The following is a 14,137-nucleotide window of genomic DNA, read 5'->3' as shown; positions in this document are numbered from 1 at the left end:
AAACCGCGGTCAGCCGACCGCGGCGCGGGGGTGATCGTCTTCGTCTTCGTCGTCATTCTGCAACGGCGCGACCGTGCTCAGCGGCTTGGTCGACAGCGTGATCGGCTTGCGGTTGCCGTAGGACGATGACGTCGCCGGCCGGGATCGCGTGGTCCCGTGCGACTGCGCGTAGAGGGTGGAACCGACGCGGCCGCCGAGCTGAATCAATTCGCGCTCGTCACAGCTGCCGGCGATCGTCAGCGCCAGCGCATGCAAATGGCTGCGGCGGTAACAGAACAGCGCCAGCATCGCCCGCACCTCGGACGACACGCTCTCCACCAGTTGAGACAGGCCGTTCTCGTTGGCGCGATACATCTCGCCGAGCAGATCCTCGCGGACCGGGCAGAAGTCGTTCTCGAATGCTTCGCGACTTGACCACATGGCGCTCTCCAAGAACGCAGCATGCAATGCAATTCGTTAATGAGGAGTTAACCAAGCCCGCCAATGGCGCCATTAAGTATTGAAATGGAACCGCGAATCAGACAGGCGCGCCGCGCCTCCGCGCCGCTCCGATGAGGCAAGGGAAATGATGGCCGGCGACAGGGCCGCCCTATGAATGCCACGGCGCCAGTTCCACGCCTTCGATCAGCGGCGTGTCGACTTCGACCCGGTTGCGGCCATTCATCTTGGCGCGATACAGCGCATTGTCGGCCCGGGCCAGCAACGTCGCCGCGGTGTCGCCATAGACGTAATTGGCGACACCGAAACTGCAAGTGACGGCCCCGACCTCGCCGAACGAGGCCCGCGCGATCGTCTCGCGCAACTTGTCGGCGACGATGCCGGCGCGCAGCGCATCGATCCCCGGCAACAGGATCACGAACTCCTCGCCGCCCCAGCGCGCCAGCAGATCCGACTGCCGCAGTCCGCGCGCCACCATCGCCGACAGTTCGATCAGGACGCGATCGCCCGCCTGATGGCCGTAGACGTCGTTGACTTCCTTGAAGTGATCGATGTCGCACAACGTCAGCGCCAGCGGGGTTTCGTAGCGGTTGGCCCGCCCGATTTCGTCGCATAGCTCTTCGTCGAACTTCAACCGGTTGAAGGCCCCGGTCAGCGGATCCGTGGTCGCCTGGATTTCCAACAAATCCGCGCGCCGCTGCAATTCCAGCCGGCGCACCGCGGCGATGTTATCGCGGATGCCGTGTTCCCGCCCGAAGAAATAGAACAGCGCGGTGATCGCGAATTGCAGGGTGATGATGATCCCCAACAACCGGCTGGCGAACATGCCGGTCACCGGGATCACGAGAACAATCGACCATTCGCTTTGCCCCAGCGGCGAACGCAACACATAGCCGCGCCGGCCGCCGAATGTGGTCCATGCCGAGGTCTTGACCTCGGCCGCCAGCATCGTCGGCTGCGCTGGCGCGCCGAGCTGTTCGTCGAGATTGAGCTTTTGCCTTGACGCCTGCGGCCAGAGTGGCCGCTGGAATTGGCCATCCCGATTGGTGAGCATGACCATGCCATCGGCATTGATGAAGTAGAATGCGCGATCAAACGACTTCAGGTTGAGGTCGAGAATTTCCAGCGACTTGATCAGCACCACCACGCCGAGGATGGTGCCGTCAGGCGATCGGACCGCATGACTGGCGTAATAGGTCCGCTCTTTGCTGACGGGGTCAGACTCGATCTGACTGGCGTCTGTTCCTTGGATGGCCCTTTCGAACCAACCCTTCCGGCTTTGATTGGGCATCCCCAGCAACGCGAATTCCTTGCGTTGGGATGATCTCACCACCTGACCGCTGCTGTCGACGATCAGCCCGAGCGTCGCTCCCGATGCCTCGACGTCGAGTTCCAGCGCTTGCTGGGCGTTGGCGATGTCCTGAGGCTCTCCGCGCCGCAGCATCGCCGACACCGCGGGCGTGCCGGCCAGTGCTTCTGCCATCGCCCGCACCGCCGCGCTTTCTCCGGCCACACGACTGACCAGCAGCTCGCTGTCGCCCTGGGCTTCGCTCTCGATCTCACCGCGGTAGATCTTGCCGAGAAAATCGGTCAGCAGCCAGCCGCCGATAAAAATCGCAGCCAGCGCAGCCAGCGCGCCGACGAACTGCCAGCGCAGATGGGCGGTGTAGCGCTCCGAATCCACGGCCCGGACCAGCAGGTGCCCCCATGCCCCCCAGATCGTCAGTGCCAAGACGCAACCGATCAGACCACGCACCAGCTGAATCGGGACGCCGGTGAGCGTGACGAAAGAGGCCTGATTGATGATGTCGGCGGGCCAGAACGGCGCTTCCGGAACAATCAATCCGGCGGCGACGCCGTAGAAGATCATGGTCACTCCGGCGATTTTGGTAATCCAGCTGGCCAACGCCGAACGCTGCCGCGTCCGCTCGATCAGCACCGCAGCGCTGCCGAGCGCGCCGACCAGCCCGAAGCTGTAGCGCGCCAGCGCGTTGGCCGTCGCCGCATCTCCGGCAACTCCGCCGATGATCACCAGGCCGAGCAGAGGCAGGTGAATCCAGCGGCCCGGCACCCGGACTCCGAGCCCAACGGCTCCCGTCCGCGCGAATTCAAGCAGAAACATGAAGGAGCCCGTCATGCAGGCGAGGCGGATGACGACAAAGAGCGGCGAGTCCTCGATGATCAGCGCTGCGAGGTCGAGCCATTCCGAGGCGCCGTGCAACAGGCCGAAGGCGCCGAACAGCGCCAGCCCGGCCGCCTTGCCGCGCGGTTCCCTGGCGATCGACAGCCCGGCAGTGCCGACAAGGATAAATGCCAGGCCATAGAAGAAGAATATGAAATCCAGCTGGCCTTCAAGAAATGCAGCCATATTCTCTCGCATCACGGTGTCGACCTAGCTTCTGACCGAATGCCACTGGAAGAAAAAGATTATTAGTTCCAAGCATATCGGCCTCCTCATCGGTTCCGGTTAATTTATTGCCAGGTATTACTACCTGCAGATTCTTTGTAGCGCGGCACCATCGGACCGAGTTCCACGTCGCAATTTTGTCATGGTAAATCAAATCTTGCGGACTGCCCAATTTTGAACATCGCCGCATTTGCGTGAAAATTATCGTGTCGATTGCCGCCGCTGAAATACTTAAAAATCAACCGACAAAAGGGAGAGTTGCCATGAGTGAAACCGTGACGTCATTCCCCAACATGTTGCAGCCGACCGCAGCGTTGAAGACCTATGCGCCGGTCAGCGTGAAGTTCTGGGAAGCCGAGGAGAATGTGCTCGGCGGAATGAAGGAATATGCCGACGGCTGGTTCACGCGACGCCGGATCGGCACGCAGGCCGCCTTGGACACCGCCAAACGCCTGGGCGAAGCCGCGACTCCGCTTGATGCGCTGCGCGAATATCAGGACTGGGCGAACGGCGCATTTGCGCGGCTGATGGAAGACGGCCTCGCGTTCCAGCAACAGATGATGCGCGTGAGCAACGAAATCGGAGCGAAAATGCCAACCGCCGAGAGCGACCTGATCGGAGAACGTCCGAAGTCGGAAGAACGCCGCAGCGCTTGACCATTGATGTCACCCAATGCGGCATGCGAGCCGCGCCGGCTGCGACAATGCGGTGATCGCCACAGCGCATTGCAGATCGGTGCGGGCGGATGGAACCCAGCTCGGGATCGATCAGCTCGGCATCGATCAGCTCGGCAGCGAGGGGGGGATCAGGATCGAGGGGTCATGATTGGATGGTCCTGATCCATTGCGCCACGGCGCGGCCGATCGCCGGCCCGGAATCCTCCTGGATGAAGTGCGAGCCGGGCACGGTGATCTCGGTCTGGGCTTTCCAGCTCCGACAGAACTCGCGCGAGGCGCCGATCAGGATCGCTCCGGGATCGGCGTTGACGAACAGCTTCGGAATGTCGTTCTGCGCCATCCATTGCGCGTAGTCGGCGACGATCGCCACCACATCGGCGGGCTCGCCGCCGATCGGAATTTGCCTCGGCCAGGTCAGGGTCGGCCAGCGATCCTCCGGCCGGGTGAACGGCTTGCGGTATTCCGCCATTTCCGCTTCGGTCAGTTTACGCTGCACCGATCCGGGCAGCACCCGTTCGACGAACAGGTTCCGCTCGAGGATCATGGCCTCGCCCTTGTCGGAGCGAAACCCCTGAAACACCGGGGTCGCCGACGGGCTCCAATCGTCCCAGCCGGAGATCGGGCGCACGATCGCCTCCATATAGGCGATCCCCAGCACCCGGTCGCGGTGCCGGTTGGCCCAGTCGAAGCCGAGCGCCGAGCCCCAATCATGCACCACCAGGAAGATCGGCTCGGACGGGCCGATCAGCACATCGATCAACGCGTCGAGGTAATCGCGATGGGTAGTGAAGCGATAGCTGTCCGGTCCCGGGTCGGGCAGCTTGTCTGAATCGCCCATGCCGATCAGGTCGGGGGCCATCAGGCGGCCGAGCCCTTCAAGCTCGGGAATGACATCGCGCCACAGATAGGACGACGTCGGATTGCCGTGCAGGAAAAGCACCGGCGTTCCGGAACCGCGTTCATGATAGGCCATGCGGCGGCCGCGCACATTGGCGAATTGTTTTTGCAGCGGGGCTTCGGTCATCGGCATTCCTCCGCCTGCAGCTTGGCGCGCGCCGCAGCCCGGTGCAATCCGCGGCGCGAGATGCCGGGGTCGCGCAGGCGCATGCCGCAATACGGAAGATGAAGCCGGCCGGCTCAGCCGTTCACCGCCATGAACAGCGACAGGCCGAATCCGGTGAGGTGATGCAGCGCCTGATCGGTCCCGATCAGCCACCAAAACCATTGGTGTTGCGGTGTGACGTTGTAGGTCGCGACGCAAAATCCCTTGGCGCGATCGATCGCCAGATGGATCGCGAAATCGATCGGGCCGACGAACCAGAGCCGCGGCGCGATCATCAGCACCAGCGCCGTCGTCAGGATTAGATGCACGCTGCAATGCGTCAGCAGCGGCAGCGCCCAGCCGGTCTTCTGATCCTTGCCCAGCGCCATCCAGGAATTCTGCAGGAAAAAATCCGCGACCACATGCTTGGCCGTCAGCGCAAGCATCCAGCCGACCAGCGCACCCACGGCAACCGACGATGACAATGCTGGAAAGACCAAGCTGACGTCCTTCACTTCAACCTGCCGGGGTCACGGTCAGGACTCCGGCAGGCCACAGCGCCGGCGCTCGCTGCGAGCCTCCCAGCAGGCGAGGAGCCCTGCAATCCTCACAAAGTAGGCCGGCATTTTTCGTTTATGACATTTCCTGATCCGGAATGCACGCGGCGGCAAATGCGAAAAAACCCGAGGCTCGACCGGCCGCGACGCTCAGCCTGGCCGCCCCGCGGCGACGCCCGGCGGCGCTTGCTCGAACGCCAGGGCCCTGATTTCGGCAATCCTGGCCTTCAACGCGCTCTGCTGCGGATCAGGCCGCGACGCCGCGCGCGCGTCCACGATTGCGCCGGCAAGATCGGTCAGCGGCAGCGTGCCATCGAAGGTCGGCTTGGCCAGCTGATCGATGATCAGATGCCAGTCCGCCAGGCCCTGCCGATAGAGCGCGCCATAACCCTGCACCAAGGTCGCGCTCTGCACGATCTGCCCGACCGCCCGCGGTTGCTTGGTGAGGCTGCGGTCGATCATGTGCAGCCAGCGCTCGACCCAGGCGCGCTCCTGCGGATAGCGCACCGACAACAACCGCCAGCGCCGCAGCCACGACTCCACCCTCAACCGGCAGATTCCGAGAAAGCTGGTGGCATTGAAGCGCATCCGGACCGGCGCGTGCAGCCAGCCGACATATCCGATCGCGCTCAGCAGCGGATCCGCCGCCATGGTCGGCAATGCCGACACCAGTTCATCCAGCCGAAACCGGCACGTCCTGTCGAGCGGCCGCGCCGCCCGGCCCTTTTTCGGCACGCCGGCCTCGGCCAGCGTCAATTGGGCGATCCGGATCGGATCCTCAAAACACATGCGCATCAGCATCAGCCGCGCGATCTCGATCAGCAGCTCCTCGTCGACGCCGCGCCGTCCGACGAACCGCCGCAGCCGATCAAGATAGAGCTGCGCATAGCCCGGCCCCTGATAGATGATGAGCTCGGCGATCGCGTCGTCGACGACCGGCCTCGCGGCCGCCGGCAGCCCGTCGAATAGGCCGGGCGTCGCGGTGTCGCGCTCGCCGAGCAGCTCGGCCAGCGTCGAGCGCATCGCATCGATATATCCCGCCACGCTGCCGCCTCGCCGCTCTACACGCGATGATCCGCCACGTCCTGCGTCGGGCCAGCCGCCGTGGCTTCCTCGAGACGTCGTTCGAGCGTCCCGATATTCTCGAACAGCCGGGCGCTGGCGAGCCGCAGGAAATAGAAGCCGAATTCGGGATTCTGCACGTAGAGTTCCTCGACCTTGCTGTAGCTGACCCCGAGCACGGTGCCGCTCTCGATGCATTCCAGGGTCTGGGTTCTGGTGTTGGATGGCGACAGCATGCCCAACTCACCGACGATGGCGCCGACCGGCAACTCGATGCCGGATTCGACCAGACGGTAGCGGCCGCTGACGATGTAATACATGTGCTCGGCTTTCTCGTCCTTGTAGAACAGCGCCTCACCGGCCTCGCAGTTGCGCTCGGTCATGAACGGTTTCAGCCAGTCCATCGACAGGTCGCTATTGACCGATTTCTTCACATCCCGGACCAGTTGCAGCATCTCATGCAGCCGGTAGGCGTTGAGCGGCAACAACACGCCATGCAGGATGATCGCCGGATAATACAGGCTCGGAATCGACGCCACGATCAGGGTGATGTTGGTGAGAATGCCGAACACCCGCAAGGGAATCATCGTTCGCATCGTCGAGGTCGCCACCACGAACACCGTCGCGAACAGAGTGCCCGCGGTCCCGGCATGATGGACAATATGTGACGCGTCCATGGGTACCAACCAGTGCCTGGAGTCAAACGTTTGGACGAAAGATCCGATCACGCGCGATCTGGCGCGTGCCTCACTGCCCCGCCGCCACCTCGCACACCCCGGATATAGAGGATGCGCACAGAATTATAATCGTTCCTCGGCAAAAGTCGCCCGTCACGAGGCGGCCTGCGCCAGGCGCGGTTGTTGACGGCGCCAGCCCGCGCAGGCACTTTGCCGTGATGAGTGAGCAAGGCCCGCGTGGCGTCTGGATCTCGCGCCGCTCGGCGCCACAACGGCAGCTCCGCCCGTGGTTTCCGGCCTGACCGGAGGCCATGCGTTCACTGTAGTCAACAATCCGCAATCAGCCCCAGGAGAATATCATGTCGGATCAGGCGGCCCCCGCGAGCATGCCCGTGCTCAGCATCGACGGCCCGCGCGCCACCATCCGGCTGAACCGGCCGCGCCATCTGAACCGGCTGCAGCCGGACGATCTCACCGAATTGTTGCATCTGTTCGACCGGATCGAGACCGACAAGAGCGTCCGGGTGCTGATCCTGACCGGGACCGGCCGCGCCTTCTCGGCCGGCTTCGACCTCGGCAAGATCGCCGAACGCGCAACCGGTGAGTCCGACAACGAGCCGTCCGGATCGGCGTTCGAGGCGGTCGCGGATCGGCTCGAAAACCTGGCGCTGCCGACGATCTGCCGGCTCAATGGCGGGGTCTATGGCGGCTCCACCGATCTGGCGCTGGCCTGCGATTTCCGTATCGGCGTCGACACCGCAGAAATGTTCATGCCGGCGGCGCGGCTCGGGCTGCATTACTATCCGGGCGGCATCAAGCGCTACGTCACCCGGCTCGGGTTGAACAATGCCAAGAAGCTGTTTCTCACCGCGCAAAAGATCGACGCCGCCGAGATGCTGCGGATCGGCTATCTCACCGCGATGGTGCCGGTCGAGCAGCTCGATGCCGAAGTCGATGCGCTGGCGGTCATTCTGGCCGGCAACGCCCCGCAGGCAATGGCCGGAATGAAACGCGCCATCAACGAATTCGCCCGGGGCGATTTCGATGAAGCCGCCGCCGATTGCCGCGCCCGCGCCAGCATGCGCGGCGACGAGATCAAGGAAGGCATCGCGGCATTCGCGCAGAAGCGCGCGCCGCAATTTCGAAACTTCGGAAACTGATGGCGCGGGTCGCGGCGATCGCCGTCGCATATTGCGGTGGATCAAGCACGAAGCCCCGGGAACCTCCTACCCATGAATCATGCAGGAGGGTCTGATGCCATTCAAAAACGTCCTTGTCGCGCTGACCAGCTATGCCGAGCCGACGTCAGTGGCATCGATCAACGATGCGACGGCGGCCGCAGCGGCGATGGGCACCCATGTGGCGGCGCTGTGCTTTGAAATCCACATCGCCTTGCCCGGGAATCTGGTGTCCGCTTCGCTGGTCGGCGACATCATCGCCGACGAAAGCCACAAGAGCCGCGACACTGCGCAGTGCCTGCTCGACGCTTTCGAGGCCGCCGCCAAACGGCTCGCCGTGTTGCACGAGCGCATCCTGGAAAAATCCCTGATTCCGGATGCCTCACGCGTGCTGGTGGATTATGCGCGGGTCCATGACCTGACGGTTCTGCCGGCAGCAACCCCGCGATGGATCGCCGAGACGATCATCTTCGCCGCCGGCCGGCCGACCCTGGTGCTCCCCGCCGCGCCGCCCGCGCGGGCCTTCGAACTCGGCACCGTCGCGGTGGCGTGGAACAGCAGCCGGGCTTCGGCACGGGCGGTGGCGGATGCCATGCCGGTGTTGAAACAGGCGCGGCAGGTTCGCGTCGTCACCGTTGTCAAAGCCGACGCCCGCGACTCCAAGCATTCAGCCGAGGAATTGGCGAAGAGCCTGGCCCGCCATGGCATCGACGTCGTACTCGACAGGGTCGACGCCAATGGCCGGACCGTCAGCGAGGTGTTGACGGACTATACGCAATCCCACGACGCCGATCTCTTGGTGATGGGAGCTTATGGCCATTCGCGATGGCGGGAATTCGTGGTCGGCGGCACAACCAAGACCCTGCTGTCGAAACCGCCGCTGCCGGTGCTGTTCTCGCACTGAGCAAAGGCATTTGACACCAAACGCCGTCATTCCGGGGCGCGAGCAGCTGCGCTGCGAGCGAACCCGGAATCTCGCTTAAGCGCTGTGCCTTGCCGAAACATTCCGGGTTCGCTCGCCCAACGGGCTCGCGCCCCGGAATGACAGCGCGTTTGATGCGTTACTACGCGTCGACGAAGGTCGCCACCTCGCCTAGCGCGGCGCGGCTGGTGCGATAATTATTGACCTTGTGCTCGCGGTCGGGATAGCCGAACGAGATGCCGCAGACCACGCGGCGATCCTCGGCCATCGCGAAATGCTGGCGCACCACCGCGGCGTGGAACGCCAACGCCGCCTGCGGCACGGTGGCGATGCCGAGCGCCTGCGCCGCCAGCATGAAGCTCGTGACATAGCCGCCGCAATCGATCGCCCCATAGACGCCGAGCGCCTCGTCGGTGGTGATGATGGCGACATGCGGCGCGCCGAAGAAATTGAAATTCTCCAGCGCCTGTTTGGCATAGGCGGCCTTGTCGCCGCGTTCGATGCCGAGCGTGTTGTAGAGCTGGAACCCGCTCTCGCGGCGACGCTCCTGATAGACCCCCTTATATTCCCGCGGGAACGGAAAATCGCCACTGTTCGGCTGGCCGCTGGAGGCGGCGGCATACATCACCTCGCGAAAGCGTCGGGTCGCCTCGCCCGAGGCGATGGTGACCTGCCAGGGCTGGCTGTTGCACCATGACGCAGTCTTCTGCGCGGCATTGAGCACGCGCTCGATGGCGGCGCGCGGCACCGGATCCGGCTTGAAGGCGCGGCAGGAAAACCGCGCGGCCAGCAGGTCTTCGAGCACGGCGATCGGGGTGGAGTCGGACATGGTGGTCATTGGCAAACCATTCTCTGAAGTCTCAGATTTCCCCGTGTCCCGGATGCTGCGCAACGCGCCGCCCTTGCGGCGTGGTGCGCTGCTGATCCGGGACCCCGGTTATGTTGTCGGAAGCAGCAACCGGGGTCCCGGCTCTGCGGAGCAGCGCTACGCGCTGCACCGCGTCCGGGACACGCGAAACACTAGCGCCCCTTGGTCGGGATCTTGTTGAACGGCACATTCTTGTCGACCCGGATATCGCCGGGCAAGCCGAGAACGCGCTCGGCGATGATGTTGCGCAGGATCTCGTCGGTGCCGCCGGCGATCCGCATGCCCGGCGACGACAGCAGCATCGCCTGAAACTGGCCGCCGGCACTTGCCTCCGCCGGATCGGTCAACGCGCCGGCGGCGCCTTCGAGGTCCATCGCGAAGCTGGCGATGTCCTGCATCATGCTGCCGGCCACCAGCTTGCCGATCGAATTCTCCGGCCCCGGCCGCTCGCCCTTGGACAGCGCCGACACCGCGCGGTGGCTGGTGTATTTCAGCCCGGAGGCCTGCACCGCCCATTTCGCCAGCTTCGAGCGGGTGGCGCGATCGTCGATCGCCAGCCCCCCATCCGTCATCAGGTTGCTGCAGAACTCGAAGATCTCCGGAAAGCCGGTGGCGAGCCGGGCGCCGATCGACATCCGCTCGTTCATCAGCGTGGTGAGCGACACGTTCCAGCCATCGCCGACGGCGCCGAGCCGCTGGTGATCGGGAATCCGCACATTGGTGAAGAACACCTCGTTGAAGTCCGACTGGCCGTTGGCCTGCTTGATCGGCTTGACCTCGACGCCGGGGCTTTTCATGTCGACGATGAACATCGTCAAGCCCTTGTGCTTGGGCATGTTGGGATCCGTGCGCGTCAGCAGGATGCCGTAGTCGGAATAATGCGCGCCTGAGGTCCAGATCTTCTGGCCGTTGATGATCCAGTCGTCGCCATCCTTCTCGGCGCGGGTGCGCAGGCCGGCGACGTCGGAGCCGCCGGCGGGCTCCGAGAACAGCTGACACCAGATGTGCTCGCCCGAGGCCAGTTTCGGCAGCAAGGTCCGCTTGTGGTCCTCGGAGGCGAACGCCATCACGGTGGGGCCGCACATCCCCTCGCCGATCGAGAACGGGCTGGTGAGCTTGCCATAGATGCCCTCTTCCTGCTGCCAGATCACCTTCTCGATCGGGCTGGCGCCGCGGCCGCCATAATCCTTCGGCCAGTTCAGGCAGGCCCAGCCGCCCTCGGCCTTCTTCTTCTGCCAGGCCTTGCCGACCTCGACGATGTCGGCGCCCTTCAGCCTGATGCGGCCGAGCGGCGCCTTGGTCAGTTCCTCCTCGAACTGCTTCGGCGCGTTGGCCGCGATCCATTGGCGGGCCTCGGCGCGGAACGCGGCTTCCTGCGGGGTGTCATCGAAATTCATCTGGCATGGTCCTCATCGTAAATCGGTGAAGTTCTCGTGCCCCGGATGCAGCGCAACAAGCCGCTCCTGCGGCGTGGTGCACTGCTGATCCGGGGCCCCGGTGTCTTGTTGTCGGCGCTGCAACCGGGGTCCCGGATCTGCGGCGCAGCGCTGCGCGCAGCGCCTGGTCCGGGACACGGTGAAGTTTATCCCCGCCCCCTGGTCGGAATCTTGTTGAACGGCACGTCCTTGTCGACGCGAATGTCGCCGGGCAGGCCGAGCACGCGCTCGGCGATGATGTTGCGCAGGATCTCGTCGGTGCCGCCCTCGACGCGGGTGGCGGGCGAGCGCAGCAGCATCGCCTGGAATTTTCCGGCGGCCTCGGCGTCATCCGGCCCCATCAGCACGCCGGCGGCGCCCTGCAGATCGAGCGCATAGGTGGCGACATCCTGGATCATCGATCCGGCCACCAGCTTGCCGATCGAATTCTCCGGCCCCGGCCGATCGCCACGCGACAGCGCCGAGATCGCGCGGAACGAGGTGTACTTCAAGCCGGAGGCGCGCACCGCCCAATTGGCGAGCTTGGAGCGCACCGCGCGGTCGTCGATCGCAAGACCATCCTCGAGCATCAGATTGCTGCAGAACTCGAACAATTCGGGAAAGCCGGTCGCCACATTGGCGCCGATCGACATCCGCTCGTTCATCAGCGTGGTCAAAGATACGTTCCAGCCGTCACCCACGGCGCCGAGCCGCTGGCTGTCCGGAATTCGGACATCGGTGAAATACACCTCGTTGAAATCCGAATTGCCATTGGCCTGCTTGATCGGCTTGATCTCGACACCCTGGCTCTTCATGTCGAGGAAGAACATCGTCAGCCCCTTGTGCTTGGGCACGTTGGGGTCGGTGCGGGTGATCAGGATGCCATAGTCGGAATAATGCGCCCCCGAGGTCCAGATCTTCTGGCCGTTGATGACCCAGTCGTCGCCATCCTTTTCGGCGCGGGTGCGAAGGCCCGCGACGTCGGAGCCGCCGGCCGGTTCGGAGAACAGCTGGCACCAGATGTTTTCGCCCGACGCCAGCGGCGGCAGATAGTGTCGCTTCTGGTCCTCGGTCGCATAGGCCATCATGGTCGGGCCGCACATGCCCTGGCCGATGATGAACAGCGCGCCGAGCTTGCCATAGACGCCCTCCTCCTGCTGCCAGATCACCCGCTCGATCGGCGAGGCGCCGCGACCGCCATAATCCTTCGGCCAATGCGGCACCGCCCAGCCGGCCTCGGCCTTCTTCTTCTGCCAGGCCTTGGCGACGTCCAGAATATTCGCATCCTTGAGCTGGGTGCGGCCGAGCGATGCCTTCTTCAGCTCCCCCTCATATTGCCTGGGCGCATTGGCGGCGATCCATTCGCGCGCCAGACTGCGGAATTCGGCTTCCTGCCGGGTATCGTCGAAATTCATGGTTGATCCTCACGCACGCTCGTCGCCTCGGTCGTCATTGCGAGGAGCGGAGCGACGAACCAATCCAGAGCACGGCGCTCGGCGCCCTGGATTGCTTCGCTTCGCTCGCAATGACGAACACAAATGACATTTTCTGCGGACTGCATCTCTGTCGATTAGTTATGGCCTTTGTTAAGCCGCGTTCTTCTTGCGCATGCGGTCGATCAGGGCGTCTTCCCAATAGGACAGCGAGCCCAGCGACAGCGCCAGCGCGTTGGAGCGGCGATAATACAGATGGCAGTCGAACTCCCAGGTGAAGCCCATGCCGCCATGGACCTGGATGTTGTTCTTGGAGCAATGCTGGAACGCCTGGGTGGCGCTGATCCTTGCCGCGGCGGCGGCTTCCGGCAGTTCCGCCGCATTGGTCGACAGCGCCCAGGCGCCGTAATAGCAATTCGAGCGCGCCAGCGTCGCCGACACATACATGTCGGCCAGCATGTGCTTCACCGCCTGAAACGAACCGATCTGGCGGCCGAAGGCGATGCGGTCGAGCGCGTAGTCGCGGCCCATTTCCAGCGCGCGGTCGGAGCCGCCGACCTGTTCGAAGCCGATCAGCACCGCGGCGCGATCGAGCACGCGGGACAGAATGCTCCAGCCTTCATTGGCGGGGCCGAGTGCTTCGGCCTTGGCATTGGTGAAGGTGAGTTCGGCTTGCTGGCGCGACGGATCGACATTCTGCAACGGCTTGGCCTCGACGCCGCCGGATTTGAGCTCGACCAGGAACAGCGAGATGTCGGTCTCGCGCCCGCCGGATCCGCTGCGCGCCGCCACGATGGCGAAATCCGCGATGGCGCCGTCGGCGACCGGCTTCTTGGTGCCGGTCAGCGTGCCGTTGGCCGCCGCGAGCTTGATCGCCTGCGGCGAGGGATTGCCGGGGCCTTCGAACAGCGCCAGCGTGCCGATCGCCTCGCCCGACGCGATCGCCGGCAACCATTTCTTCTTCTGCGCCTCGGAACCGGCCAGCATCAGGGCTTCGGCGGCCAGATACACCGTGGAGGAAAACGGCACCGGCGCCAGCGCGCGGCCGATCTCCTCGGCGATCACGCAGAGTTCGAGATGGCCGGCGCCAGCCCCGCCATATTCCTCCGGAATCGCCACGCCGAGAAAGCCCATCTCGGCCAGCCCCTTCCACAGCTCGCGGTCATAATCGGCCTTGCCCTCAAGCACCGCGCGCACCGCCTTCGGCGGGCACTTCTCGGCGAGAAAGCGCCGGGCCTGATCGCGGAGCTGCTTCTGGTCGTCGGAGAAATCGAAATTCATGGGTCTGCCTCTGCTCGGAATCTAAAGTTTGTTGTCGGTATCGCTCATTGCATCGTCATTGCGAGCGAAGCGAAGCAATCCAGGGGCGCAGAATGCTGAGCCCTGGATTGCTTCGTCGCGGAGCCTGTGCCGGACGGCGCGGAATGCGCCGATCCGGTGCTCCTCGCAATGACGGCGGGG

The 14,137-nt window shown here is 64.2% G+C and carries 14 protein-coding genes; 4 read left to right on the top strand and 10 right to left on the bottom strand.

Going from position 1 to position 14,137, the window contains the following annotated elements; translation table 11 throughout:
• Window positions 1–9 precede the first annotated feature (9 nt).
• Window positions 10–420, bottom strand: a complete 411-nt coding sequence (locus RBJ75_RS00820; protein WP_044409522.1) for a hypothetical protein — start codon at window positions 418–420, stop codon at window positions 10–12.
• A gap of 169 nt (window positions 421–589) precedes the next feature.
• The gene (locus RBJ75_RS00815; protein ID WP_044409525.1) at window positions 590–2,806 is read right to left on the bottom strand and encodes a sensor domain-containing diguanylate cyclase; all 2,217 of its coding nucleotides are present in this window, start codon (window positions 2,804–2,806) and stop codon (window positions 590–592) included.
• Between the two features lie 302 nt (window positions 2,807–3,108).
• On the opposite strand from RBJ75_RS00815, the gene RBJ75_RS00810 reads away from it, so the two are divergent.
• Together RBJ75_RS00810 and RBJ75_RS00805 are read left to right on the top strand one after the other, a co-directional pair.
• Window positions 3,109–3,501: a hypothetical protein gene (locus tag RBJ75_RS00810; protein WP_044409528.1), complete on the top strand. Its 393-nt coding sequence runs from the start codon at window positions 3,109–3,111 to the stop codon at window positions 3,499–3,501.
• A gap of 16 nt (window positions 3,502–3,517) precedes the next feature.
• Window positions 3,518–3,670: a hypothetical protein gene (locus RBJ75_RS00805; RefSeq protein ID WP_160297926.1), complete on the top strand. Its 153-nt coding sequence runs from the start codon at window positions 3,518–3,520 to the stop codon at window positions 3,668–3,670.
• Here RBJ75_RS00805 and RBJ75_RS00800 read toward each other — a convergent pair.
• From RBJ75_RS00800 to RBJ75_RS00785, 4 genes are all read right to left on the bottom strand, one after another.
• Window positions 3,665–4,546: a haloalkane dehalogenase gene (locus tag RBJ75_RS00800; protein ID WP_044409531.1), complete on the bottom strand. Its 882-nt coding sequence runs from the start codon at window positions 4,544–4,546 to the stop codon at window positions 3,665–3,667. The genes RBJ75_RS00805 and RBJ75_RS00800 overlap by 6 nt on opposite strands.
• A 113-nt stretch (window positions 4,547–4,659) precedes the next feature.
• Window positions 4,660–5,064, bottom strand: coding sequence for a DUF3307 domain-containing protein (locus RBJ75_RS00795; protein ID WP_044409562.1), 405 nt, complete (start codon window positions 5,062–5,064; stop codon window positions 4,660–4,662).
• Between the two features lie 207 nt (window positions 5,065–5,271).
• A complete protein-coding gene (locus RBJ75_RS00790) occupies window positions 5,272–6,165 on the bottom strand; it encodes a DUF6537 domain-containing protein (RefSeq protein ID WP_044409534.1) in 894 nt (297 codons plus the stop codon).
• A gap of 17 nt (window positions 6,166–6,182) precedes the next feature.
• Entirely contained in the window at window positions 6,183–6,860 is a 678-nt protein-coding gene (locus RBJ75_RS00785; RefSeq protein WP_044409537.1) for a Crp/Fnr family transcriptional regulator, read from the bottom strand.
• A gap of 359 nt (window positions 6,861–7,219) precedes the next feature.
• On the opposite strand from RBJ75_RS00785, the gene RBJ75_RS00780 reads away from it, so the two are divergent.
• Together RBJ75_RS00780 and RBJ75_RS00775 are read left to right on the top strand one after the other, a co-directional pair.
• Window positions 7,220–8,020: an enoyl-CoA hydratase/isomerase family protein gene (locus RBJ75_RS00780; protein WP_044409540.1), complete on the top strand. Its 801-nt coding sequence runs from the start codon at window positions 7,220–7,222 to the stop codon at window positions 8,018–8,020.
• Between the two features lie 94 nt (window positions 8,021–8,114).
• Window positions 8,115–8,942, top strand: a complete 828-nt coding sequence (locus tag RBJ75_RS00775; RefSeq protein WP_044409565.1) for a universal stress protein — start codon at window positions 8,115–8,117, stop codon at window positions 8,940–8,942.
• Between the two features lie 160 nt (window positions 8,943–9,102).
• Here the strand turns inward: RBJ75_RS00775 and RBJ75_RS00770 are convergent, their stop codons facing one another.
• From RBJ75_RS00770 to RBJ75_RS00755, 4 genes are all read right to left on the bottom strand, one after another.
• A complete protein-coding gene (locus tag RBJ75_RS00770) occupies window positions 9,103–9,798 on the bottom strand; it encodes a nitroreductase (RefSeq protein ID WP_044409543.1) in 696 nt (231 codons plus the stop codon).
• A 182-nt stretch (window positions 9,799–9,980) separates the two neighbouring features.
• A complete protein-coding gene (locus tag RBJ75_RS00765; RefSeq protein WP_044409546.1) occupies window positions 9,981–11,225 on the bottom strand; it encodes an acyl-CoA dehydrogenase in 1,245 nt (414 codons plus the stop codon).
• Window positions 11,226–11,410: 185 nt separating this feature from the next.
• Window positions 11,411–12,658, bottom strand: coding sequence for an acyl-CoA dehydrogenase (locus RBJ75_RS00760; protein ID WP_044409549.1), 1,248 nt, complete (start codon window positions 12,656–12,658; stop codon window positions 11,411–11,413).
• 171 nt (window positions 12,659–12,829) lie between these two features.
• On the bottom strand, window positions 12,830–13,957 hold the full coding sequence (locus RBJ75_RS00755) for an acyl-CoA dehydrogenase family protein (protein ID WP_044409551.1): 1,128 nt from the start codon (window positions 13,955–13,957) through the stop codon (window positions 12,830–12,832).
• Window positions 13,958–14,137 lie beyond the last annotated feature (180 nt).

The organism is Rhodopseudomonas sp. BAL398, assembly GCF_033001325.1.
In the GTDB taxonomy this organism is placed as follows: Bacteria; Pseudomonadota; Alphaproteobacteria; order Rhizobiales; family Xanthobacteraceae; genus JARJEH01.
Note: the sequence above shows the minus strand (reverse complement) of the source record. Positions and strands in the feature narration are given on the sequence as shown.

Coding starts and splice junctions, on each gene's coding strand:
- RBJ75_RS00820 (WP_044409522.1), bottom strand. CDS start 420: ATGTGGTCAAGTCGCGAAGCATTCGAGAACGACTTCTGCCCGGTCCGC.
- RBJ75_RS00815 (WP_044409525.1), bottom strand. CDS start 2,806: ATGGCTGCATTTCTTGAAGGCCAGCTGGATTTCATATTCTTCTTCTAT.
- RBJ75_RS00810 (WP_044409528.1), top strand. CDS start 3,109: ATGAGTGAAACCGTGACGTCATTCCCCAACATGTTGCAGCCGACCGCA.
- RBJ75_RS00805 (WP_160297926.1), top strand. CDS start 3,518: ATGCGGCATGCGAGCCGCGCCGGCTGCGACAATGCGGTGATCGCCACA.
- RBJ75_RS00800 (WP_044409531.1), bottom strand. CDS start 4,546: ATGACCGAAGCCCCGCTGCAAAAACAATTCGCCAATGTGCGCGGCCGC.
- RBJ75_RS00785 (WP_044409537.1), bottom strand. CDS start 6,860: ATGGACGCGTCACATATTGTCCATCATGCCGGGACCGCGGGCACTCTG.
- RBJ75_RS00780 (WP_044409540.1), top strand. CDS start 7,220: ATGTCGGATCAGGCGGCCCCCGCGAGCATGCCCGTGCTCAGCATCGAC.
- RBJ75_RS00775 (WP_044409565.1), top strand. CDS start 8,115: ATGCCATTCAAAAACGTCCTTGTCGCGCTGACCAGCTATGCCGAGCCG.
- RBJ75_RS00770 (WP_044409543.1), bottom strand. CDS start 9,798: ATGACCACCATGTCCGACTCCACCCCGATCGCCGTGCTCGAAGACCTG.
- RBJ75_RS00765 (WP_044409546.1), bottom strand. CDS start 11,225: ATGAATTTCGATGACACCCCGCAGGAAGCCGCGTTCCGCGCCGAGGCC.
- RBJ75_RS00760 (WP_044409549.1), bottom strand. CDS start 12,658: ATGAATTTCGACGATACCCGGCAGGAAGCCGAATTCCGCAGTCTGGCG.
- RBJ75_RS00755 (WP_044409551.1), bottom strand. CDS start 13,957: ATGAATTTCGATTTCTCCGACGACCAGAAGCAGCTCCGCGATCAGGCC.